Raw genomic sequence first — 21,088 nt, forward strand, 5'->3', positions numbered from 1 at the left:
GCGATGTCAGCTGAGACCATCACGAACCTGACCATGGACAGTCTTCATTTGGTGCTGCTGCTTTCGGCGCCCGCATTGCTTGCAAGTATGCTGGTTGGCATCGGAGTTGGAGTCTTTCAGGCCAGCACCCAAATCCAAGACAGCAGCCTTAGTTTTGTCCCCAAAATCCTTGCAGTTGGTGCCGTGCTGGTGTTTTTGGAAACTGGATGGGGCAAGAACTCTTGAACTTCACGCAAATGTTGTGGAGCATGTGGCCTTAAGTTGGAAGTAACTGGTCAGTCCCTAATGCCTTCGAGCACTTTTTCCGAGGTTTCCGTATATTCGGCTTACGTCCTCGGGGCTCGTCCTCATATACTGGAGTATAATCGTCCTCGCCCCTGTGAGAGTGTCTGGGGCGGAGTTCCAGCGAAGTGAACTCCGGGGGCCCTAGACCTGCGGAGAATCTACGAAAACCTCGAAAAAAGAATTTTCCTCTAGCTTTGTCCTCGTGTTCGCATACTTTTTTGTTAACTGCTGACTTTTGTCACCAACTGGCCGGTTACAGTTGGGATTTGCCCAAGTTCGGTTCTCATGATTCTTGAACACCTTATCGATCCTGCTTCACAACACGCCTTGCTCTGGACAGCATTGCTGCTTGCTCTGCGCATCACGCCACTTTTTCTGCTGAGCCCCTGGCTTACGCTCGGCAATTTACCTTGGATGATACGTGCAAGCTTAGCTTTTGGTTTTTTACTCGCGCTTTTCCCACTTGCCACTTCACAAGGCCTACTAAACCCACCGACAGCGCTTGAACTACCTTTGATTGTGCTGCGCGAGTTTGGCATCGGTCTTTTGTTTGCGATTGCAAGTGCCGTGCCTTTTTGGGCCATGGGCTGGGCCGGTCAGTTAAGTCATCACTGGCAAGGTTTTTCGTTTTCCGACAATTCATCCGGGGGCCTACAAAAATTGTTCTTCTATTTTGCCATCGCCCTGTTTGCCTCCATGGGCGGACTTCGTTTTGCCGTGGATCGTTTTGCTCAAACCCTGCTTGATGTCCCCCTTGCAGGAGTAGGGCCGAGCAATGTTCATCTTCAGGCGCTCGCGCTCGGCAGCTCTCGTTTAGTTGCCGATGCGCTATGGTTTACCCTGCTTTTTGCCACACCCGTTGCGGCAACCCTGGTGCTAAGCGATCTGAGCATGGGCTGGATCAATCGAATCAGTCCGCAATTTTCAGCTTTTTTTCTGAGTGTTCCCCTCAAAACAGCACTTAGCATTTTTGCGATCATGATAAGTTTAGCGGTATTTGGCCAACATGCGCTCGATATTTTTCAGACGGCCGTCGTTTCGGCAAAGACACTTATTCTAGAGTTTGCTAGATAAAGCACCATGAAACGACCCAAAGCTTTATTTGACGAGGCCACTATTGCAAAGCGCGTGCAAGAGATGGGCAAAGCCATTGAGCAAGACTACCAAGGGAAAAACTTGGTGCTTATCATCGTGCTCAAAGGCAGTTTTGTGTTTGCGGCTGACTTAGCGAGAACGATTAACTTGCCGCTCAAAACCGATTTTCTCGGACTGCGCAGCTATGAAGGCGGCACACAAAGCTCGGGCATCGTGCAAATCACACACGACCTAAACCATCCTATTGAAGGCAAAGATGTGATTGTCATCGAAGACATCGTCGATACCGGTCTTACCATGGACTACCTATTTGAGAACCTGGCCACGCGCAAACCCAACTCCGTTAAGCTCGCTTCCCTTCTTCACAAACCTGCCCGTACCAAAACCATGATCAACATCGACTATCTTGGCTTTACCATCGACGATGTGTTTGTCGTCGGATACGGCATGGATTTTGATGAGCGCTACCGCAACCTTCCCTACCTCGGCATTCTTGAAAACGAATCATGAGCGATCGACTCGACATGTTAAAGCAAGTGATCGATGCTGGCTCAGCGGATCCTTTTCACTGGTACGCTTATGCGATGGAGCTGCGCAAAGCACGCAAACTTGCCGAGGCCTTAGTTGCTTTTGATGAAGTAAGCGCGCGATTCCCTGACTACGTGCCCACTTATCTTATGGCAGGACAATGCGCCCAAGAAGGTGGCGACCTGGTGCTGGCAAAATCATGGTTCGATCGCGGCATTCAGGTGGCAGCCGGAGCCAACGACACGCACGCCCTTTCCGAACTCCACGCTGCCTCCGCTGCATTGCTTGTTTAAAAGCCATCAATGCAATTTGGCATTAAATGTCAATAAACATGCCACGTTTGGCATGGAAATAGCTAAAAACATGCCTGTTTTGTCATCTTCCGTTTTTTGGACTGGCCTAGCGGCCATGCTCTTTGTAACGTGCGCGCGCATCCCCAAAACTGGCTTTGAAACGAGGACATCATGAGTAGCGACAACACGACGGCGGAACGCGAAGTTAATCGATTCATGCAGGAGCTGGTTGCTAAGAATCCGGCTCAACCCGAATTCCATCAAGCCGTACGCGAAGTGGTTCATGACATCATGCCCTTGGTGTTGGATCGCAAAGACTATCAAAGTGCAAACATTCTTGAGCGCATCACGGAACCTGATCGTGTGGTGATTTTTCGTGTGACCTGGGAAGACGACAAGCAGCGCACCTGTGTGAATCGCGCTTGGCGCGTGCAGTTCAACAACTCCATCGGGCCTTACAAAGGCGGCATGCGTTTTCATCCTTCCGTCAACCTTGGTGTGCTGAAATTTCTGGGCTTCGAGCAAGTGTTTAAAAATAGTCTCACGGGTCTGCCGATGGGCGGCGCCAAAGGTGGGTCGAACTTTGATCCCAAGGGCAAGAGCGATCATGAAGTGATGCGTTTTTGCCAAGCGCTCATGGCCGAATTGCTTCGCCATATCGGGCCCTATACCGACGTGCCCGCCGGGGATATTGGCGTTGGCGGCCGCGAAATTGGCTACCTGTTTGGTCAATTCAAACGCCTTGCCAACCAACACACCGGCACGATGACCGGCAAGGGCATCACCTACGGTGGAAGCTTAATTCGCACCGAAGCCACTGGCTATGGCGCCGTTTATTTCATGAAAGAAATGCTCGAGCATCGCAGCCAGGGTCTGAAAGGTAAAACCGCGTTGGTGTCGGGCTCGGGAAACGTCGCGCAATACTGCACCGAGAAACTCATTCAGCTTGGGGTCAAGGTGCTTACGATGTCGGATTCTGGTGGTTTTATTTACGATCCAAACGGTATCGATGAAGAAAAACTTAAGTGGGTGATTGAGCTTAAAGAAAAACGCCGTGGTCGTATTCGTGAATACGCATCGCAGTTCAAAGGCAGCGAGTTTCACCACGGCAAGCGCCCCTGGCGCACCAAAGCCGATCTGGCCTTTCCTTGCGCAACTCAAAACGAACTGGGAGGCGACGATGCCCGAGCCCTCATCAATAACGGCTGTGTGGGCGTCGCCGAAGGGGCCAACATGCCTTCAACCCTTGATGCTATTGCCGTTTTTTTGAACGCAAAAATCGCATACGCACCTGGCAAGGCCGCCAACGCAGGCGGCGTTGCTGTCTCAGGTCTTGAGCAAAGCCAAAACGCTCTTCGCATCTTTTGGAAACGTGAAGAGGTCGATGAACGACTGCAAGGCATCATGCACACCATTCACAAACGTTGTGTCGAATACGGCGATCAAAAAAGCTTCGTTAACTACGTCAAGGGCGCCAACATCGCAGGCTTCGTCAAAGTAGCCGACGCCATGGTCGCCTACGGCATCGTGTAACTAAGGTGGGGACATGCTTTGTGTGAATTTCTACATACTTTACAATGGCATACAAGTACGAACGCGGAACCGTTCCTTTACACCTTTCCGCATTCGTGTTTCTGAGCCGTTGAGATCCTGTGCTTGTATTTTAGAGCGCGTCGCTACGCGATTGGTGTTCGAGCGCCCGAATAAAGCTGCAAAGCTCTCGGCGCATCGAATTGTATCGCCTGTAGGCGTCTTTTGAATGGCTTTTTTGCAACAGGGCATAGAGTTTGAGTTCAGCCTGATCGCATAACTTCTCGTCCTTTGGCACGCGCAAACCCAAAGTTCGCAGTCTTGTGATTGCACACAGCACCAAAAGAGCGTGAGCCGATATTCTATTGCACTCTAGATCGTTGATACCTCTTTTGACCATAGCGGCTCCAGGCAGATGGATCAATGAAGCTATCATGTTTTATGATCGTCGATGTATGTGTTTAGTTTTTCTTCGAATACTTCGGGATCAATACTCGGATAGCGAAGAAGATCGGGTTTCAGCAACTCAAAATGGCTTCTTAAGCTTTCTGTCTTCACGAGACCGCGCTTGATCATGGCGCTTACATCACTTATGTCACGCTCATGGCCACGTTCTATTTTGGCTAGGGCTTGAGAGATAAAATCAAAATGTCGGAACTCAACTGTCTTGATTTGAACAATTAACTCACTACGTGATTTCCAACCCTTTGCTGGTGGGATGAACATGTCCGGCGAGGCCATTTCAACATTAATGTTAAGGTGTTCTTTAAGAGAAGGAATGGCTTGAAATATCCCTGCAGGCTCGGGATCAAATTTCAAATCGACATCCACTGTGCTCTGCCGCCATCCAATCAACACCGCAGTAGCACCGCCTGTTAGATAAACAGTGCCGGGGCCCTTGGCCTGCTCGCCAAGTTCTTTGATGAAGCGCTCGATTTTGGCTGCACTGCAAATCTCTCGCATCTTTTGAGCATAGCATGTTGGTAAAGTCAGGTAAGCGTTGCTTGCCCTGGGCTCAGCTTTCAATATGGGACGTGTTTTATGCGTGTTTTTTAATAGACTAAGTGTTTAGGAAGGTGAAACCGCTTTTTTGCACGGTTCCGCGGTCGCACTCCTAACATACCGAAATCCTTTTGTTTTTTTTTGCCTAAAGCATGTCCCCAACCCATAGGCTAGAGGGTGCCGCTTAGATCGGAGAAACTGCCTTCGAGGTGTAGCGAGTCGATGTGATAGCACTCTTGTCCTGGAGTGCCCAAAGTTACATTGCTAAGGTCTATGGAATAGGCTTTGCCTTCAATGACGGGGACGGAGGGAAACTCGTGAATGGTGATGTCGCCGGCCGTCGCTAAGACGCCTTTTGAGTTTGGATAAACATAAAAGCATAAACCGCTGCCTTCGCAATCAAGTGTATACTCTCCGGTTTGGCCTTTCCATCCATCACCCGAGAGCGTGAACATTTGCAAATCAACGCAGGCGGTTTCGGTATTTTGTGTGTCTTGGATTTGGAAAATAGGGTTGTTGGGTTGCGTGCTTGAAAAATCACTCAGGTCCGGCCTGTAGATAGCCGAAAAATCATTCCACTCAGACGCTGGGATGGGTAGAAGTGCGCAACCGTCATCGGGATTGGTTTCCGTTTCACTTGGTGCTAAAATACCGAGCTCAACGCAACTTGGGCCACCTTGAGCGAATCCTGGCAGACTGTTGTCGGAGCAGGCATAAAGAGACGCGGCAACACATAAGGCAGCTAAACAAAGATAAGGTCGCATGCGCGGATCGTAGCTCCACCCCTACGCTTTCGGCAAGGCAAAGTAGGCGAAATATGCATCTGTAGTGAAAAAAGAAAGAAAGGGGAAAGGTTGATTTTGTTGGATTTTTTTAGATGGTCGACGAAAAAATGGCCTCAGCGCTATGAGCTGTTACGATTAAAGCCTTAGCTCAGTGGAGACCTTATGAAGCGACTTGTTTTTCTTTTGCCATGCCTACTGCTTGCCTTCGCCGCGTGCGATGATGAAGCCAGTCCGAAAAGTGATGCGTCCATAGACGCATCAAGCGATGCACAAGGCGATGCCTCAGCAGACGATGCAGGCAACGCTTCAGATTGGGGCGTGTGCGATGAAGCAGTCGATACATGCATTCTAGAATCAAAAGGCTGCTGTGATCCTTGTGGAATACCCACGCAAGACGAACTCGATGCAGTAAATGTTGATTTTATTAATGAACACTTTAACGCCGTATGCGATCAGGTCAATCCCAATTGCCCGAGTTGTCCCATTGGCGCCAATCCCAAGCTCAGTGCTCAGTGTATTAGCGGGCTGTGCACAGTTGTGGACGAGAATAAATAGATCGACTCAAAGGCTTCGTATCAACACCAATACTGCCGCCATCACCGACACTGCGAGGGTAGCGGTACGTAGCGGTTTACCTTCTACCCGGCCCGTTAAGAAACGGGAGAGGTAGGTGCCGAGAAGCAAGGCAGGGCTAAGCAGCGCTGCAATCACAAGCACGTCCATGGTGATGCGGCCTGTAAAAGTTAACGCAATGGCGCTAAGTAAAACGCCCACAAAAAACACGGCGCCAAGCGAGGAGCGCATGACGGGACCCGGAAGATCTCGGTACAATAGCGCCAACGGAGGGCCGCCGATTGCGCTTGTCATACTTGCGATGCCAGAGATAAAACCAGCTACGGTGCGGGTTAATTTTGTTCGCGGTAATGAAACTCCGGAGCCGATAATAAGCGCAGCCAAGAACACCACCAAAGCTAAACTTCGTTGCAACACGACTTGCGATGCTACGACCAATAGCCAAGCGCCCGCAATGGTGCCTGGAAGGCGTCCGATTAAGATCCAACCAATGCCTTGCCATTCCAAATTAGAGCGTTCGCGATAGGCCATAAAAGAGGTCATGGGCAGAGACATCAGAATCTGAGGCATCGGAGCAAACAAGGGATTAATTAATGCCAAAACAGGCACGGACAAGACTGCGTAGCCAAAACCAATGGTGCCCTGTACAACACCGGCAAATGCCGTCACTATCCATGCCAGCGTGAGTTGTTGGATGTCAAAATGCATAGCGTTGTGGATGCTCAGTTTCGTACTACTGCCGAGTTGTGGTTCACGCAACCTTTTAGTCGACGACGAAGTTGATGCACCCATAGTTCCGCAAGGCTCAGAAGAGCTTTGTAACAACGAAGACGATGACCTCGATGGGATCGTTGATGAAGATTTTCGTGATGCCGACGGACGGTATGTGCACACTGAGCACTGCGGAGGATGTGATCGCGCATGCACTACGAGCGGTAGCTACGTGATTTCGGTGGGTTGTGAAGTTCTGGACGATGTAGCCACTTGTATCGCACAGCAATGCGAGACAGGTTATATTCCCGGCCGTAATTCGTTGTGCGTACCCGAAGAACAGCACCTGTGTTTGCCCTGCGTCGATGATGGTGACTGCGGCCTAGCTCTTGGAGCTCGCTGCGTTGCGATCAGCGATGAGTTGCGTTGCAGCATTCGCTGCACGGACGAATGCCCCGAAGGCTACAGTTGCACCGAAGGCTCGTGTATTCCTTCGGGGGGAAGCTGTTCTTGCGAGCAAGGCGAATTTTTCGCTGCGGCATGCGCACTTGAAGATCCAGAAGGCAATTTTTGCGTTGGCAGAGCCCAATGCACGGATGGTCAGTTTTCAGAGTGTGAAGTGCCCAACGAAGTCTGCGATGAACAGGACAACGATTGTGATGGCGCAATCGATGAAGACTTTAAAAATGCTGTGGGCGGCTACGATCAGTTTGTTGAGCATTGCGGACGTTGCGGTGGTGATTGCAGCGTTAGTAGTACGCCAACTTTACCCCTAACCTGCGGGGGTGATCCCTTTGCTCCCAGCTGTATCGTGCTTTGTGAAGAGACGCTCGATGGTTTAGCGCCTGGCGATCATGTCGATGCGGACGGTCAGATTGCCACGGGGTGTGAATGCGTTTTTGGCTCGCAAAGCGATGAGTCCGGACCTTCGCTGGCCGAAGGCGATGCACTCGACACAAACTGCGATGGCGCAGACGGTATTGTAACGCAGAGTTTTTACGTAAGTCCGGATGGCGACGACAATAACCCGGGCTCTCCGAGCAAGCCGCTTCAAAGCATTTCCGAAGCAGTGCTACGTGCCGAAGAGACACTCGAGACGGACGCCATTCGTTCTCATATTTTCATCGCTGCTGGCACTTATATTGAAAGTGTTACACTGCCTGCAGGTTTGCATTTGCACGGCGGTTATCGACGCGATTTTCGAGAATTGGATCCGGAAGGGTATCGGGTGGATTTACGCGCTCCTTCCAATACGACTGCCTATGGTGGTGCGGCTCTAAGTATTGTTGCGGACATGAATCGTGCAAGCTCAGTCGAACGACTTGCCATCTACGGACGCGATGCATTGAGTGACGAGGAACCGGCCATCGCTTTGCATGTGATCAATCCTTCTGGCAGCATCACGCTTTCGGAACTTTTGTGTTTGCGGGGCGTGGCGCACGTGGCAGCAATGGTGGATCAGGTTCCGCAGGTCAAGTGCCTCGCAACCAGGCTGCGCAAGGCAGCCAGCCACGCGCCGCAATTGAAGATAGCTCGCATGTCTGCGTTGCCGATGCCAGCAATACAGTACTAGGAGGTGCTGGCGGACAAAACAGTTGTGGGGATACAGTAGTCTCTGGTGGTCGGGGCGGCGCATCAAACTGCCCATCTTTTTCGGCAAGCCAACAAAGCGGCCAGGCAGGATTCGGATCACACGGGGGCTCCGGCGGAAGCGGCGGCATGGATTCGGAAGGACCCATCACCGGAGCGGCTTGCGGTAGCTCGGTGTGTTGCGGTCTTGCGGATTTCTCGGTGCCAAGCGTATTTGTCGGACCGCAGCCGGGGCAAAAGGACAAGACGGAAGCACCGGTAGCTCTGGAAACGGTTGTCAAAACGCCATGGGCAGCTTCATCGATGGCAGCTGGCAGGCAGGCGAAGCCAATAGCGGAGGCCGTGGTGGCGCTGGCAGTGGCGGCGGCGGCGGCGGCGCCGGTGGTGGCACCGCAATGCGCTGGTATAGCAATCTTTGCGAGTACGCCGACGGTCTTGGCGGCGGCGGCGGTGGTGGCGGCGGCGGCGGTTGCGGCGGCAGCGGCGGTGGTGCAGCTCATAGCGGCAGCCCCTCGATTGCGCTCCTCGTGCAATCCAATCAAAGCAATTCAAAAATACCGATCATCAGCAACTGTTTATTGCAATCGCGTGATGGCGGTCATGGTGGAAACGGTGGTGGCGGCGGAAACGGGGCGCTTGGTGGTAGCGGCGCCATCGGTGGCGCACTTGATCCATCGCAGCTTACGACACCGACCTTGGCAGGCCCCTTTCCTGGTGCACGCGGCGGGCAAGGTGGCAGCGGTGGCTCAGGTGGTGGCGGCGGCGGTGGCTGTGGCGGTAGCTCCGTTGGCGTGTGGATCGCTGGATTGTTTCAGCAAGCGCCCAATGTAAGTCTCCTTCAAAGCAACAATGACTTCTCCTCGGCACCGCTGGAGGCGCAGGAAACGGCGGCAGTGGTGGCTCAACCGGTAGCGCCGGCGTGGCAGGCACGGAAAGTGAAGTGCTCTATGTTCCGTAATCAAAGCTTCGTCGTATTGAGCGCTTTGCTATGGCTTGCGTTTACTGGCTGTCCAGACTCAAGTCGTTGTGGACAAGACGAGCAATGCAACTACGTGGATGACGACTGCGACGGCCTTATCGATGAAGACTTCGTCGATACACTTGGAAGTTATACTGATAAAGCCAACTGTGGTTCATGCGGTGTGGATTGCGATCAAGTTTTTCCGAGTGCCGCACAAACAGCTTGCGTCATCGCCGATACGCCGGCTGAACTTCCGACTTGTCAGATTGTGCAATGTCCTGACGGAAAAATCATGAGCGAAGAGGGCATCTGCCTGAGTCCTCCTTTTGCGCTGTGCTTGCCATGCGAGACCGATCAAGATTGCGCCTCACGGGTGCCAGGAGCATTGTGTTTAGAAACAGGTAATGGGGACAAACGTTGCGGACAGCCCTGCAGTCCAGGCGAATGCCCCAATGGATTTGTATGCAACTCCGAGGAGCAAGCAGATGCTGGCAATTGGAACACCCTCGATAGCGGCCTTCCCCAAAATGGACAATGTATACCTTCAAGCGGCGTATGTGCTTGTGCATCGGAAACCTTAGGCACTGATTTTGCGTGCTTGCTTGAGAACCCGAACGGGAATCTGCAATGCGCGGGCATGCAGAGCTGCACCAATACCGGCCTTAGCGAATGTTTGCCGGCCTTTGCTGAAAGCTGCAATCAACTCGACGATGACTGCGACGGGCAAAGCGATGAAGATTTTACCAATGAACAAGGTGTGTATGTGCACCCCTTGCACTGCGGAGCATGCCTTAGCCCCTGTGCCGCACCCGGCCCTAATATGCTCGCGACCTGCGAGGCTGTTTCAACGACAGCAACTTGCGCTCTAGCCTGCGCTCCAGGTTTTGTGGATGTCGATGGAATTGAAGCAAGCGGTTGCGAATGCCAACTTGCGAGCACTGGCGGTCCACCCCCTGTGATTGGTGGGGATGCAGATTGCGACGGCAATCCTGACGACAATGACGATTTCATTTACGTGAGCCCAAATGGGAACGATGCGAATACCGGAGGCTTACTTGATCCCATGCGCAGCATCCAAGCTGGCTTAGTGCGCGGCCAAGCCGTTTCGAAAAATGTATTGGTTGCACGCGGCATCTACGATGGAAGCGTAAGCTTGCTTGCCGGCGTATCTTTATTCGGGGGTTACAGTCCGAGTTTTCACGAGCGTGATTTAGCCCTCTACCCAACTTGGATCGAACGCCGCAGCGTGGACCCAGGTAAACCGATAATGAGTTGTGAAGATATTTCAAGCTCAACCCAGATCGATGGCTTTTCGATTACCGGCAGTGATGCAGTCGAGCCGGGACAAAGTAGCACTACTTTATTTGCCAAAAATTGCGGTCCGTTGGTCAGCTTCAAAAACCTAATCGTCTTTGCTGGACGTGGAGCAGACGGAGAACAAGGCGAGGATTCCAGTGCTAACTTAGCAAGCCTTGGGTTCACTGATTTAGCACAACTTAATGGGGTAGATGGATCGAATGGAAGGACTGGAACTTCATCGAGTCAATTTTGTAGCACCATCACCGCGGGTTCAGGTGGCAACAAAGCCTGTGCATCGTTAAATGTAAGTGGTGGTGTAGGCGGTGCGGCAGCCTGCCCGAACCTGGGATGCACAAACGGAAGCCCTTGTGCTAACGCCGGTTGTACAGACTACACCGTAAACAATATTTGCGACTACGACACCGTCTACGCTTTAGCCATTGCGAATCCAGCTGCGACAGCGGGCGCGGGATTATCAAACGCTAGCCCTGGCGCCCGCACGTACAATGCACCAACCAATCGCGGAACCTGCAGTTTTTGTGATGATAACCCTACCTTACCGCGCAACGGTCAATATGGCAGTGACGGGCAAAGCGGCGATAATGGCTTAGGTGGCGTAGCGTGTTCAACTGCTTCTTCACTCGACGTTGACAACGGTTTGTTGCTGCAAGGTGAAGGCGGTAACGGCAGCGCAGGAAGCCACGGCGCTGGTGGTGGTGGTGGTAGCGCAGGCGCTGGCTATGCTGTCATTGGCGGAACCTCGGGCTCATGTTCCAGCAAAGCTGGCGGAAGCGGCGGCGGCGGTGGTAGCGGTGGATGCGGCGCACCCGGTGCAAACGGTGGCGGAAGCGGCGGAGGCTCTGTCGGCATCGTGGTCTTCCTAGGCTCCGCGCAGAGTATGGGCCCAAGTTTTGATACCATTCGCGTTGTAACAGCCAGCGGTGGTCGAGGCGGTGGTGGCGGTGCAGGAGCTTCCGGAGGTAGCGGCGGAAGTGGCGGCAATGGCGGCGTTTCAGATTTTTGGTGTGCTCGAAACGGCGGCCGCGGCGGCGATGGTGGTGGCGGCGGCGCCGGTGGTGGCGGTGGTGGTGGTTGTGGGGGAAGCAGTCATGGCGTTACTCTTGTTGGTGAAGGACAAGATTTGAGCAGCTACTCCAATGACATTGCATCTGTTGTCTCGGTCGAATCCGCAGGCGTTGCAGGAGCAGGGGGAAGCGGTGGTTACTCTCCAGGAGAGTCTGGCGAAACAGGAAGCACGGGCACGACTCTGCCATTCTTAGTGCTCCCCTAGTGGTAACTGGTCGGTCCGTGACAAAAGTCACCAGTTAACAAAAAAGTATTGCGAACACGAGAACAAAGCTAGAAGACAACTCTTTTTTTCGAGGTTTTCGTAGATTCGAGCGCGCCCACAGGACCGAGGAGGATGGTACATCGGTACCTGACGACGAGGTCCGAGGACCTAAGCCGAATCTACGACAACCTCGGAAAAAGTCCTTGCTGCCACTACAGACTTACCAGTTACGTTTGCTTTTTGCAAAGAACGCTAAAGATGCGTACAAGCAGGCGTGGAGCCATCGCAGAGTGATATTTGGAAAGCGGTTAAACTAGTCGCAACCGGAAAAACACTTTGTCAGCATGAGTCCGGCAAGCTTGCCTTTGCCTATGGACCACTACCCGAAGAAAGCATTGTCGCTCAAGAAGTAGCACTGCAGCACCAAACACTTCACATTGTCCGCTGGGAGCTTCTGCAAGCAAGCCAAGAACGTAGAATAGCAGCCTGCCCCTACTACGAAAGCTGCGGTGGTTGCGACTGGATGCATATCAACGAGGCGGCTCAATCACGTTTCAAGCGTGAAATGCTTACAGATGCCTTAAAGCGTATCACTAAAATCGATGTCCCGCCTGGTACCATCACCTTTTACGCAAGCCCCAAGGCCTTGGCTTATCGCAACCGATTGAAACTCCATATCGATAACAAAGGTCGCTGGGGTCTTCGCGCACATCGCAGCCATGATCTTATTGAAATCTCAAATTGTCTGATCTCAAATGCAAAGATCAACGAAGTTATTACTACGCTCCGAAAGTTAGGAAGCGTTCCACCCTTTTTCTCTTCCTGTTCTCAGATGGAGATTCGCGCTTCTTCAACACAAAGCTCTGCGCTAGTTGTTTTTTACCCAAAGAAACATGCAAAAAAACAGAAACTCGAACAGCTTTATGCCTCTCTTGAAGGCAAACTTGCTTTATCCATCGCGGGACATCCTGAGTTGGGTCCGAGCATTCAAGGGTGGAACAACGGCTCACTCGAGCTCGAGATTCCGGTCACAGCCTTTGTGCAAGTCAATGACGATATAAACGAGTTGATGGTCGAGCGAGTCATTCAAGGAGCAAAACAGCGTAAGCTTCATAGCGTGTGCGATGCATTTTGTGGCGCGGGCAATTTTATTTTGCCTCTTGTAAAGGCAGGACTTACGGGACTTGGTATTGAAAGCCACCCTCAAGCTATACAAAGCGCCAAAGCAACGTCACAACGCTTAGGCTATGAGCAACAGGTTGATTTTATCGCCAGCGATGCACAAACAGCTCTTCAAGAGCTAAACCAACGAAAGCAATCGTACGATCTCGTCATTCTTGATCCGCCAAGGCGCGGCGCTAAAAATCTAGTCGATTATGCCGCCAAAGCAACACGGTCTCATCTTCTCTTTTGTGCGTGCGACCCGGTTAGTCTGGCACGCGACCTAAAAGCGTTTCTTGAACGAGGCTTTGCGCTGGAACACATCGAACTTTTTGATCTCTTTGCCCAAACGCATCACTTTGAAAGCATCGTGTGGTTAAAAAAAGCACACAATGTGGCATCGTTACCCTAGTGATGCAGTGACCAAAAGATGAACTGAGATCGCAAGATAAAATGGCGCAATGCAAGGAAGAAAAAGGATGGAATATCGGGGATATTTCGAGTTTTTCTGACGCCGCAATACACCCTTTCACCGCTGCGAGGCGGATCATCTTTTGGTCACTGCATCACTAACTTCCGTAGAAGCTTTTGGTACTCGGCCTTGATGGTTTCAAAACCAGCCAATATACCATTTTCGACAATTTTTTTCTTTCCGACCACAACATCGCGCACCGCTCGAGCGGTGGCAGAAAACATCACGAGATCATCAAGAGGAGTCTGCTCATCGCTCACAAGTGCTGGGTCATTGGCACTTAGAACAACCCTGTCTTCATCGTATTTGCTATGCATTCCCAAGGCTTGATAGCCATGCTCCGAGCTCGCCCGAAGCAAGGCTTGCCCGTCGAGAGCAACTTGACGTCTTTTTAACCGAGACCTCTCATCAAGCTCAGCAGCCCTCGCCTCTTCAAAAGGATCACTAATGGCATGGCTATCTGCACCAAAGCAGATTGGTATCTTAGCTTCACACAGCTCCCGCACCAAGGGTAAACCATCGCCAAGATCTCGCTCCGTGCCCCGACAAAGGCAAACAATACTTTTCGAATCGGCCAACAACTTAATATCCGTCGAACTGAGATGCGTGGCATGCACGGCACAAAAGTGCGGTCCAAGCAAACCAGCATCAGCAAAAACTTCGACTGGACTACAAGCGTATTCCTCATAGCAGGCTTTGTTCTCGGCTTCCTGCTCCGAGACATGGGCGTGTACCGGCACAGCATCGCCCTGAGCTCTTAGAAAGCTTGCAATATCAAGCAAACTGGATTGAGGCACAGCACGAACACTGTGCGGGGCAAGACCTATTTGGACAGATTCATCGCCCGAAAACTGTTTTTTTAGAGCTGCAATGTCTTCAAAAACGTCGTCCAGATCCGCATCGGCAAAACGTTTTTGAACGGGATCGAGCGACTGATGCTGGCCACCACGTTGATACACCACACGTAAAAGTGCTATACGAATTCCAATGTCTTGCGCCGCACGAATTGCCATTTCCGCCATCTCGGTGCGATTTGAATACGGTTGTCCAGACGGATCGTGGTGCAGATAATGAAACTCTCCAACAGCGGTCACTCCATTCAGCGCAAGCTCAGCAAAAGCATAACGACAAAGAGTGTACATGCTTTGTGGATCAAGCTTCGATGCAAAACGATACATAAGCGACCGCCACGACCAGAAACTTTCATCCTGCTGGCTCAACGCTTGGGTTCTGCCACGAAGGGCACGCTGAAAAGCATGAGAATGAGCCGAGGCAATACCAGGCAGAACAATCGTCGTATCAACGCGCTGGCTAATCATAGAAAGGCAGAGTACGGACTTGGTGTTTGTTTGCCAAGCCTTCTTTTTCTGGGCCTTGTGCTCTGGACGCCATCCTGTAAGCTTTTTGAAAAAGACGATGCGGCTCCTGCCCCGCAAACGGGACAGAACAAAAACACGTCGGACAACAATCGCAATCTTGCCGTACCAGAGATCAAGATAAAGAAAAAGCATCAGCAAAAGCAAACAGGTACTTTATCACCGAAGACAGTCGGCAAAGACGCTGGCATCGTGCGTCATCTAAAAAAAGAGATTGAAAAGCTTGACGAAGAGGCAGAAAAGCAAGCCAAGGAAATAGAAAAGCTTCCTTATTGATTTCTATTCTGCGACAATTTTTTTAGCTTTTCGATTTGACCTTTGCGACTTTTCCCTGAGGGCGCAAAGTGCTCAGCTTTTTGATAAGCTGACAAGGCCGACTCGATCTGCCCTCGTCGTTTCAAGTCGCCAGCAATGAAACGATAGTAATCGTAACGAACATCACTTAGTTGGATCGAACCAGCGAACACAAACACACTAAAACTCAAAAGCGCCAGAGTCGAGAAAGCCACTCGCCACCCTGAAATACGGTAAGCATTTACCGATTGTACTAAAACACAGCCGACAAAAAACACAACGCCATACAAGGCACCGTCAAGCTGCAAACCGACTAACAAGGCAATGGATACAAAGCTAAAGACAACAAAAATCACTGGTGCCCAGGCAGGTTTTCTGAACCTCTGTTTGTTTTTAATAACAAATTGAATCAGCCCATCCCAAAGCCAAGTCGGCCAAAACACAACCGTTGCAATCAGCATCATGTAAATACTGAACCATCCGATACGCAAACCAAGTGTTTCGGCACCTAGATGAAGTGCAATAGCAATACACCAAGCTCCTAAAGCGATTGTTCGGCCCAACCAAGGCATGGTCATGTAGGCTAGAGAAAGAACCGCTTCCATGGCGATGACTATCCCCGCACTAAGCCGCCAAACGTTGTCGCCAAGCTTGCCCTGCAGCAACCAGAGCCAATTGTCTGCTCGTCGATGCAACAGCAAGTAAAGACTCTGTCCCTCTCGCCATCCAGATTCCAACTTGGGGATGACAGCAAAGCCATAAAGTAAAGCGACCGTGAGTATAAACAACTGAAATGCCCAGGCCTCGATCTTGATGCCGGATTTTGGACTAAGCGCATCGTCGGGAACGAAAACAAAACAAAACAGGGCTAGCGACAGAAAATAATGATGCTGGTAGCTATCAAGCAGACTAAGCAACCAAGCGTAGCTGTATAGAACAAACAAAAGGGCTCTAAGCCATGCTCGACTTGGGCCCAGTGCACAGAATAACGCTAGAAGGCCCACGCAAACGATTAGCCCACTGTAAAAAAACGGGTTTGGCATTGGCTGCAAACGATCAAGCCAAACAAAATGTGCAACATTGAATCCGCCTGCACCGTAGCGACCTGCGTGAGGGAGCATTAATAGCCAAGCATCAAAAGCTAGCAAGGCGTAGAGGCTCCGCAGTAGTACTGCAATCCGAGAAGCGGCCTGATCTCGCCAAAAATAGAACTCAAAACCCTTCATGGTGAAAGACCACTTGCTTTGTTCTGGCAGTCGCGATCAATTTTTTCTCGCAAAACCTCTATCCCAAAAACATTATTGCAGCGTCGATAAAAACTTAATGTCGCATTTGGCATCTTTTTGCATTGGCGTGAGAAAAATTTATTTAGCACTTCGGATCTGCCTCGCGCGAGCGTGTGTTGCCAAGCCGTGTGAATTTCGCGATTGAGATCAAGTTGCTTTTGGCCTCGAGCATCTTTGACAACGACAGCAATTCGACATGCCCTAAGACGCGTCGTTGAAAACATCCGCCAAGCAAAGCGCTCATCATCACGCTCTGTCCCGAAGTAAAAAAACAAGGGCGCCATCAGTTGCAGTCCTAGAAAACTAGCAATAATTAGTGTCGGCCAGAATCTCTTGTGTTTTACAGGTGCTTGCATTGAGGGCATAAAAGAGCCACATTGGGCCTCTTCTCAGAAGGAGGCATTGTGGCACTAGCGTACTCGAATGGCATGGCAATCGGAACGTCAGCACCGGATTTTTCTTTACCCGGCGTAGACGGCAAAACATACACGCTCGGAAGCTTCGATGACGCAAAAATCCTGGTTGTGGTGTTTACTTGCAACCACTGCCCCTACGCCAAAGCCTGCGAAGACAGACTCATCGTGCTGCAACATGACTACCTGGAAAAAGGAGTGCGTCTTGTTGCTATCAACCCAAACGATGCAGAGCGCTACCCGGACGACTCCTTTGCCGCCATGAAAGAGCGCGCGCAGGAAAAACACTACCCTTTTCCATATTTACAGGACGAAAGCCAAGAGGTAGCCAGAGCCTACGATGCTGCATGCACTCCGGATATCTTCGTATTCGACGCGGAGCGCAAGCTCCAATACAACGGCAGACTCGATGACAATTGGCAAGAGCCTCATAAAGTCGAACGAAGCGATTTACGTTTGCTCCTCGACAGCCTGCTCAATGGAAAAACGATTGACTTTGAACCCGTGCATTCCATGGGCTGCAGCATCAAATGGAAAGACCCTAGCTAACCATGTATGTCCCTCCGCTTGGCTTGCCCACAGATGAAGTGTGCAAGGAATTGAACCAAATCAGGCACCCTTTTCGTATCGCTATCATTCGCGCAAAGAACCCTTTTAACATTGGTGCGATCATTCGCGTGGCCCATTCTTTCCTTGTTAAAGAAATAGTGCTTATCGGTGATGCGCCTTTTTACGAGCGCGCAGCCATGGGCATGCAAAAATACGAAAACATCGTGGAGATACCCAGTGAGGAAGCCTTCTTAACGAGGGCAAAAGAGGAAAACTGGAAGCTGATTTCCTTTGAAAAAGATCATGCACAAGCCGGCCTTTGGGACGCTGAGATTCCCGAAGATGCAGTCTTGGTATTTGGCAACGAAAATGACGGGCTAAGCGAAGCTATCGTCGCGCAGTCTGAAACGGTCGTTGCCATCCCGATGTACGGCATTAATCACAGCTATCCCATTACCGCGGCCGCTTCGATGGCCATGGCCGAATGGGCTAGGCGCTACTATCAAGGCGGCAGGACCATCCTACCCAAAACATCGTTAAAAAGCGCATAAAGCAGGAAGCCTCGAGCGCACATTTAGCCGCTTAATCGTACCAAAACCCCTTGCCTTATTGAAGCAGACGATTACACTCCACGAGCTTTTTATGGTGGGCGTAGCTCAGTGGTAGAGCACTGGATTGTGGCTCCAGACGTCGCGGGTTCAATTCCCGTCGTCCACCCCATTCTTTGAAAACCTGGCCCTTCCATTGAAAAAAGTATTTTTCGCGCCGGAAGTTTTGTTCTCGCAAGACTGAAAGACATATCTTTTTCTGAGATTTTCGTAGGTTCGAGCGCCCCCACAGTCGTGACGAGGAGGGTACTGCCTGTACCTGACGAGGAGCAGCGAGGAGGAAAGCCGAAATTACGGAAATCTCAGAAAAAGTCCTTCAAAACTCAAAGATATATCTTTTTCTGAGATTTTCGTAGGTTCGAGCGCCCCCACAGTCGTGACGAGGAGGGTACTGCCTGTACCTGACGAGGAGCAGCGAGGAGGAAAGCCGAAATTACGGAAATCTCAGAAAAAGTGCTAGCAATCAAAAATTAAAGATTAAGTTAAAACATATGCGCCCGTAGCTCAGCTGGATAGAGCGTCGGACTTCGAATCCGCAGGTCGTACGTTCGAATCGTACCGGGCGCGCCATCCCTGACTCAAGAGTAAGTGGACAGGTGCTCCTTCGCACAAAGTACTTTTCCCAAGGTTTCCGTATCTCCGGTTTACCGCGTCGCTCCTCGTCGCTCCGGGGCACTCGGACCTACGAAATCCTTGGGAAAAGAGTGCTCGATTGACCCTCTCCTTGCTTTCAAAAGTCACCATAGCACCGCCCAGCTTCGTCGTGACAGCTGACCCTAACTGTCCACTTCCGCTCAGAGGAGCCAGGGACTTTTCGTTTTTTTGACGATCTTCTTTCAAAAAGCCGAAGACAAAAAAGCTATTTTCAGGTAAAGGGCCACTTGGCATCTTGCCAACCGGGCCATTAGCTCAATCCGGTAGAGCAGTGGATTCTTAATCCATTGGCTGAAGGTTCAAATCCTTCATGGCCCACCACGCGTCGCTGCCTCGTCGAAGTCAAAGGCTTCGGTGCAAGTAGTATGCATTGCACTAAACCATGCAAACAAGATGGCTATTGTTCCCCGTGCCTTCATGCTACAAGCATGGTTTAACAGTCCATCCACTATGCACCCTTGGCACGATGTAGCAACGTTTACCGACACTTCGCAGGAGCATTTCCATGCGATCATTGAGATTTCAAAAGGCTCAAAAGTTAAATACGAACTTGATAAGCAAACCGGTCTACTGATCGTCGATCGCGTTCTGTACAGCTCGGTCGTCTATCCTGCAAACTACGGTTTTATTCCACGCACCTATTGTGACGATGGCGATCCTTTGGATGTGTTAATTTTAAACAGTGAAGCCATGCAACCGCTCTCGATGCTGCGAGCACGCGCCATTGGCGTGATGCGCATGGAAGATGACGGCAAAGAAGATGCCAAAATCATTGCGGTTCATATTGATGATCCGGCATTTTCCGAATACCGAGATCATAACGAGCTCCCAAAACATGTCGAACGGCAGATCCTGCGTTTTTTGAGGAATATAAAGTGCTCGAGCATAAAACGGTGACCGTTGAAAATTTTCTTAGCCCAGAAGAAGCAAGGCATACCTTGCTTGCCGCAACCAAGCTCTACCAACAAAACCTCAACTCTCTTACGGAGCAAACGGGGATCTGAACGACGTTCGGATCCAAACATTCTATGAGCTTATCCCCTTGGTTTATCCTTCTTGCCTCCGTTCCCGTACTGTTGCTAGGAGAATTTCTATGTAGGCGTATCGGATTTTTGCGAAAATACAATATCCCCGCACCTGTTGTTGGAGGGCTATTGATTTCGGTTCTTTTGTTGTGTGTCAGCTATCTGGGCATCGAGATCAGCCTGCAGACCAAAGTCACCGAAATCTGGTGGAAATGGATCCTAAGTACTCCACGCGATTTTGGGCCCGATAAAAGCGTTGAAATAGCGCAGCCCTTCATGGTTAGTTTTTTTGCCTGCATTGGTCTAAACGCCAGCGGGAGTCTGGCTAAAAAGGCGGGCAGTGGTCTAGGCATCTTTTTGCTTCTGTGCGCGCTCCTTACTACACTACAAAACATAGTTGGCGTTAGCCTGGCTTCGCTTCTTGGCCAGTCGCCTTTGCTCGGACTCATCTGTGGTTCGTTGGCGCTTACCGGAGGTCATGGCACAGCTCTGGGCTTTGCCGATACCCTAGTGAAATCCGGCTACGAATCAGCACACGTCGTCGGGGTCGCAGCAGCTACTTTTGGCCTTGTCGCTGGAGGCCTTATCGGTGGACCTGTAGCTTCGGGTCTAATTCGCAAGTTCAAACTACTGGGAGCGTACGATTCTATGGCTTCCACAGAGCCAGAGCAATCAACCCATACCGTTTCCAATAGTGCCCCTATGCCAACTGGTTTCTTAACGGAGCTAAAAGAGCTTAGCACTTATGGTAGAAGTGCACTTCTTCATCTCGCAGTGGTGGCTTGTTGTCTGAAGCTAGGGGCTTTTGTAAGCTTATTTGTTGTCAAAAGCGGCTTATCGTTTCCCGTATACATTGGGGCCATGATCGTTGGCGTACTCTTTCGCAATCTGATGGATCTCACTCGGGTCCAGCGCTTTCAAACGCATGTCTTTGATTTGATCGGTTCGGTGTGTCTCGGTATCTTTTTGTCGATTGCCATGATGAGCTTGCAACTGCAGCAACTCGGTGGATCGGTCGCCTCGATGCTCATCATCCTCACGGTTCAAGTCGCTATGATGGTTGCTTTTGCGCGTTTCATCACCTTTCGTTTGATGGGCAATGATTACGATTCCGCGGTCATGGCAGCTGGCCATTGTGGTTTTGGCCTAGGCGCTACTCCCACCGCCGTGGCCAACATGAAATCCTTGGTCGATGCCTATGGACCGGCGCCTCGTGCTTTTCTGATCGTGCCGCTTGTGGGCGCCTTTTTGATTGATTTCATCAACACCTTAGTGATCACTGGTTTTTTGAATTGGCTAGATTAAAA

19 protein-coding genes, 3 tRNA genes and 2 pseudogenes are annotated in these 21,088 nt (G+C 51.0%); 17 read left to right on the forward strand and 7 right to left on the reverse strand.

The window, feature by feature from the left end; translation table 11 throughout:
- Positions 1 to 3: 3 nt before the first annotated feature.
- The 5 genes and pseudogenes from sctS to gdhA all read left to right on the forward strand — a co-directional run bounded on the left by sctS (position 4) and on the right by gdhA (position 3,734).
- A pseudogene (sctS, locus tag IPJ88_18345) lies at positions 4 to 260 on the forward strand (type III secretion system export apparatus subunit SctS).
- A gap of 310 nt (positions 261 to 570) precedes the next feature.
- Complete coding sequence (locus tag IPJ88_18350; protein ID QQR90077.1) at positions 571 to 1,359, forward strand: flagellar biosynthetic protein FliR; 789 nt, start codon at positions 571 to 573, stop codon at positions 1,357 to 1,359.
- A 6-nt stretch (positions 1,360 to 1,365) separates the two neighbouring features.
- Entirely contained in the window at positions 1,366 to 1,890 is a 525-nt protein-coding gene (gene hpt, locus IPJ88_18355; protein QQR90078.1) for a hypoxanthine phosphoribosyltransferase, read from the forward strand.
- Positions 1,887 to 2,201, forward strand: coding sequence for a tetratricopeptide repeat protein (locus IPJ88_18360; GenBank protein ID QQR90079.1), 315 nt, complete (start codon positions 1,887 to 1,889; stop codon positions 2,199 to 2,201). The genes hpt and IPJ88_18360 overlap by 4 nt, the downstream gene beginning before the upstream one ends.
- Positions 2,202 to 2,372: 171 nt before the next feature.
- A complete protein-coding gene (gene gdhA / locus IPJ88_18365; protein QQR90080.1) occupies positions 2,373 to 3,734 on the forward strand; it encodes an NADP-specific glutamate dehydrogenase in 1,362 nt (453 codons plus the stop codon).
- A 130-nt stretch (positions 3,735 to 3,864) separates the two neighbouring features.
- Here gdhA and IPJ88_18370 read toward each other — a convergent pair whose 3' ends face one another.
- The 3 genes from IPJ88_18370 to IPJ88_18380 form a co-directional block, all read right to left on the reverse strand.
- Positions 3,865 to 4,167 carry a hypothetical protein gene (locus IPJ88_18370; protein QQR90081.1) on the reverse strand — a complete coding sequence of 101 codons (303 nt, stop codon included), beginning with the start codon at positions 4,165 to 4,167 and terminating at the stop codon, positions 3,865 to 3,867.
- A complete protein-coding gene (locus IPJ88_18375) occupies positions 4,164 to 4,694 on the reverse strand; it encodes a hypothetical protein (protein QQR90082.1) in 531 nt (176 codons plus the stop codon). Before IPJ88_18375 ends, IPJ88_18370 begins: the two co-directional genes overlap by 4 nt.
- A 209-nt stretch (positions 4,695 to 4,903) precedes the next feature.
- The gene (locus IPJ88_18380; GenBank protein QQR90083.1) at positions 4,904 to 5,497 is read right to left on the reverse strand and encodes a hypothetical protein; all 594 of its coding nucleotides are present in this window, start codon (positions 5,495 to 5,497) and stop codon (positions 4,904 to 4,906) included.
- 183 nt (positions 5,498 to 5,680) lie between these two features.
- On the opposite strand from IPJ88_18380, the gene IPJ88_18385 reads away from it, so the two are divergent.
- Positions 5,681 to 6,073 (forward strand): hypothetical protein, encoded by a 393-nt coding sequence (locus IPJ88_18385; protein QQR90084.1) that lies wholly within the window; start codon positions 5,681 to 5,683, stop codon positions 6,071 to 6,073.
- Positions 6,074 to 6,079: 6 nt separating this feature from the next.
- Here IPJ88_18385 and IPJ88_18390 read toward each other — a convergent pair whose 3' ends face one another.
- Complete coding sequence (locus IPJ88_18390) at positions 6,080 to 6,799, reverse strand: sulfite exporter TauE/SafE family protein (protein ID QQR90085.1); 720 nt, start codon at positions 6,797 to 6,799, stop codon at positions 6,080 to 6,082.
- Positions 6,800 to 6,809: 10 nt separating this feature from the next.
- Here IPJ88_18390 and IPJ88_18395 point away from each other — a divergent pair, with 10 nt between their 5' ends.
- From IPJ88_18395 to IPJ88_18405, 3 genes are all read left to right on the forward strand, one after another.
- On the forward strand, positions 6,810 to 8,375 hold the full coding sequence (locus IPJ88_18395; GenBank protein QQR90086.1) for a hypothetical protein: 1,566 nt from the start codon (positions 6,810 to 6,812) through the stop codon (positions 8,373 to 8,375).
- 196 nt (positions 8,376 to 8,571) lie between these two features.
- A complete protein-coding gene (locus IPJ88_18400; protein ID QQR90087.1) occupies positions 8,572 to 11,943 on the forward strand; it encodes a hypothetical protein in 3,372 nt (1,123 codons plus the stop codon).
- Positions 11,944 to 12,217: 274 nt separating this feature from the next.
- Positions 12,218 to 13,516: a class I SAM-dependent RNA methyltransferase gene (locus tag IPJ88_18405; protein ID QQR90088.1), complete on the forward strand. Its 1,299-nt coding sequence runs from the start codon at positions 12,218 to 12,220 to the stop codon at positions 13,514 to 13,516.
- A 146-nt stretch (positions 13,517 to 13,662) separates the two neighbouring features.
- On the opposite strand, the gene IPJ88_18410 is transcribed toward IPJ88_18405, so the two are convergent.
- Positions 13,663 to 14,895 (reverse strand): formimidoylglutamate deiminase, encoded by a 1,233-nt coding sequence (locus IPJ88_18410; protein ID QQR90089.1) that lies wholly within the window; start codon positions 14,893 to 14,895, stop codon positions 13,663 to 13,665.
- A gap of 30 nt (positions 14,896 to 14,925) precedes the next feature.
- Between IPJ88_18410 and IPJ88_18415 the strand changes: the two genes are divergently transcribed.
- On the forward strand, positions 14,926 to 15,228 hold the full coding sequence (locus tag IPJ88_18415; protein ID QQR90090.1) for a hypothetical protein: 303 nt from the start codon (positions 14,926 to 14,928) through the stop codon (positions 15,226 to 15,228).
- Here IPJ88_18415 and IPJ88_18420 read toward each other — a convergent pair.
- Together IPJ88_18420 and IPJ88_18425 are read right to left on the reverse strand one after the other, a co-directional pair.
- Positions 15,222 to 16,472, reverse strand: coding sequence for an HTTM domain-containing protein (locus IPJ88_18420; protein ID QQR90091.1), 1,251 nt, complete (start codon positions 16,470 to 16,472; stop codon positions 15,222 to 15,224). The two genes, IPJ88_18415 and IPJ88_18420, sit on opposite strands and share 7 nt — an antisense overlap.
- Entirely contained in the window at positions 16,469 to 16,816 is a 348-nt protein-coding gene (locus tag IPJ88_18425; protein QQR90092.1) for a hypothetical protein, read from the reverse strand. The genes IPJ88_18420 and IPJ88_18425 overlap by 4 nt, the downstream gene beginning before the upstream one ends.
- A 120-nt stretch (positions 16,817 to 16,936) precedes the next feature.
- On the opposite strand from IPJ88_18425, the gene IPJ88_18430 reads away from it, so the two are divergent.
- The 7 genes and pseudogenes from IPJ88_18430 to gltS all read left to right on the forward strand — a co-directional run bounded on the left by IPJ88_18430 (position 16,937) and on the right by gltS (position 21,086).
- Positions 16,937 to 17,494, forward strand: a complete 558-nt coding sequence (locus IPJ88_18430) for a thioredoxin family protein (GenBank protein QQR90093.1) — start codon at positions 16,937 to 16,939, stop codon at positions 17,492 to 17,494.
- Between the two features lie 2 nt (positions 17,495 to 17,496).
- Positions 17,497 to 18,045: a TrmH family RNA methyltransferase gene (locus IPJ88_18435; GenBank protein ID QQR90094.1), complete on the forward strand. Its 549-nt coding sequence runs from the start codon at positions 17,497 to 17,499 to the stop codon at positions 18,043 to 18,045.
- A gap of 94 nt (positions 18,046 to 18,139) precedes the next feature.
- Positions 18,140 to 18,214: transfer RNA gene (locus tag IPJ88_18440), tRNA-His, on the forward strand.
- 381 nt (positions 18,215 to 18,595) lie between these two features.
- A tRNA-Arg gene (locus tag IPJ88_18445) sits at positions 18,596 to 18,672 on the forward strand.
- Between the two features lie 328 nt (positions 18,673 to 19,000).
- A tRNA-Lys gene (locus tag IPJ88_18450) sits at positions 19,001 to 19,077 on the forward strand.
- A 129-nt stretch (positions 19,078 to 19,206) separates the two neighbouring features.
- Positions 19,207 to 19,760: pseudogene (locus IPJ88_18455) on the forward strand (inorganic diphosphatase).
- A gap of 24 nt (positions 19,761 to 19,784) precedes the next feature.
- The gene (gene gltS / locus IPJ88_18460; GenBank protein QQR90095.1) at positions 19,785 to 21,086 is read left to right on the forward strand and encodes a sodium/glutamate symporter; all 1,302 of its coding nucleotides are present in this window, start codon (positions 19,785 to 19,787) and stop codon (positions 21,084 to 21,086) included.
- Positions 21,087 to 21,088 lie beyond the last annotated feature (2 nt).

The sequence above is a fragment of the Myxococcales bacterium genome (genome assembly GCA_016699535.1).
In the GTDB taxonomy this organism is placed as follows: Bacteria; Myxococcota_A; Polyangia; order Polyangiales.

What these genes read in the sequence shown, in the direction of transcription:
- IPJ88_18350 (QQR90077.1), top strand. Translation starts at nt 571, where the DNA reads ATGATTCTTGAACACCTTATCGATCCTGCTTCACAACACGCCTTGCTC.
- hpt (QQR90078.1), top strand. Translation starts at nt 1,366, where the DNA reads ATGAAACGACCCAAAGCTTTATTTGACGAGGCCACTATTGCAAAGCGC.
- IPJ88_18360 (QQR90079.1), top strand. Translation starts at nt 1,887, where the DNA reads ATGAGCGATCGACTCGACATGTTAAAGCAAGTGATCGATGCTGGCTCA.
- gdhA (QQR90080.1), top strand. Translation starts at nt 2,373, where the DNA reads ATGAGTAGCGACAACACGACGGCGGAACGCGAAGTTAATCGATTCATG.
- IPJ88_18370 (QQR90081.1), bottom strand. Translation starts at nt 4,167, where the DNA reads ATGATAGCTTCATTGATCCATCTGCCTGGAGCCGCTATGGTCAAAAGA.
- IPJ88_18375 (QQR90082.1), bottom strand. Translation starts at nt 4,694, where the DNA reads ATGCGAGAGATTTGCAGTGCAGCCAAAATCGAGCGCTTCATCAAAGAA.
- IPJ88_18380 (QQR90083.1), bottom strand. Translation starts at nt 5,497, where the DNA reads ATGCGACCTTATCTTTGTTTAGCTGCCTTATGTGTTGCCGCGTCTCTT.
- IPJ88_18385 (QQR90084.1), top strand. Translation starts at nt 5,681, where the DNA reads ATGAAGCGACTTGTTTTTCTTTTGCCATGCCTACTGCTTGCCTTCGCC.
- IPJ88_18390 (QQR90085.1), bottom strand. Translation starts at nt 6,799, where the DNA reads ATGCATTTTGACATCCAACAACTCACGCTGGCATGGATAGTGACGGCA.
- IPJ88_18395 (QQR90086.1), top strand. Translation starts at nt 6,810, where the DNA reads ATGCTCAGTTTCGTACTACTGCCGAGTTGTGGTTCACGCAACCTTTTA.
- IPJ88_18410 (QQR90089.1), bottom strand. Translation starts at nt 14,895, where the DNA reads ATGATTAGCCAGCGCGTTGATACGACGATTGTTCTGCCTGGTATTGCC.
- IPJ88_18420 (QQR90091.1), bottom strand. Translation starts at nt 16,472, where the DNA reads ATGAAGGGTTTTGAGTTCTATTTTTGGCGAGATCAGGCCGCTTCTCGG.
- IPJ88_18425 (QQR90092.1), bottom strand. Translation starts at nt 16,816, where the DNA reads ATGGCGCCCTTGTTTTTTTACTTCGGGACAGAGCGTGATGATGAGCGC.
- IPJ88_18435 (QQR90094.1), top strand. Translation starts at nt 17,497, where the DNA reads ATGTATGTCCCTCCGCTTGGCTTGCCCACAGATGAAGTGTGCAAGGAA.
- gltS (QQR90095.1), top strand. Translation starts at nt 19,785, where the DNA reads ATGAGCTTATCCCCTTGGTTTATCCTTCTTGCCTCCGTTCCCGTACTG.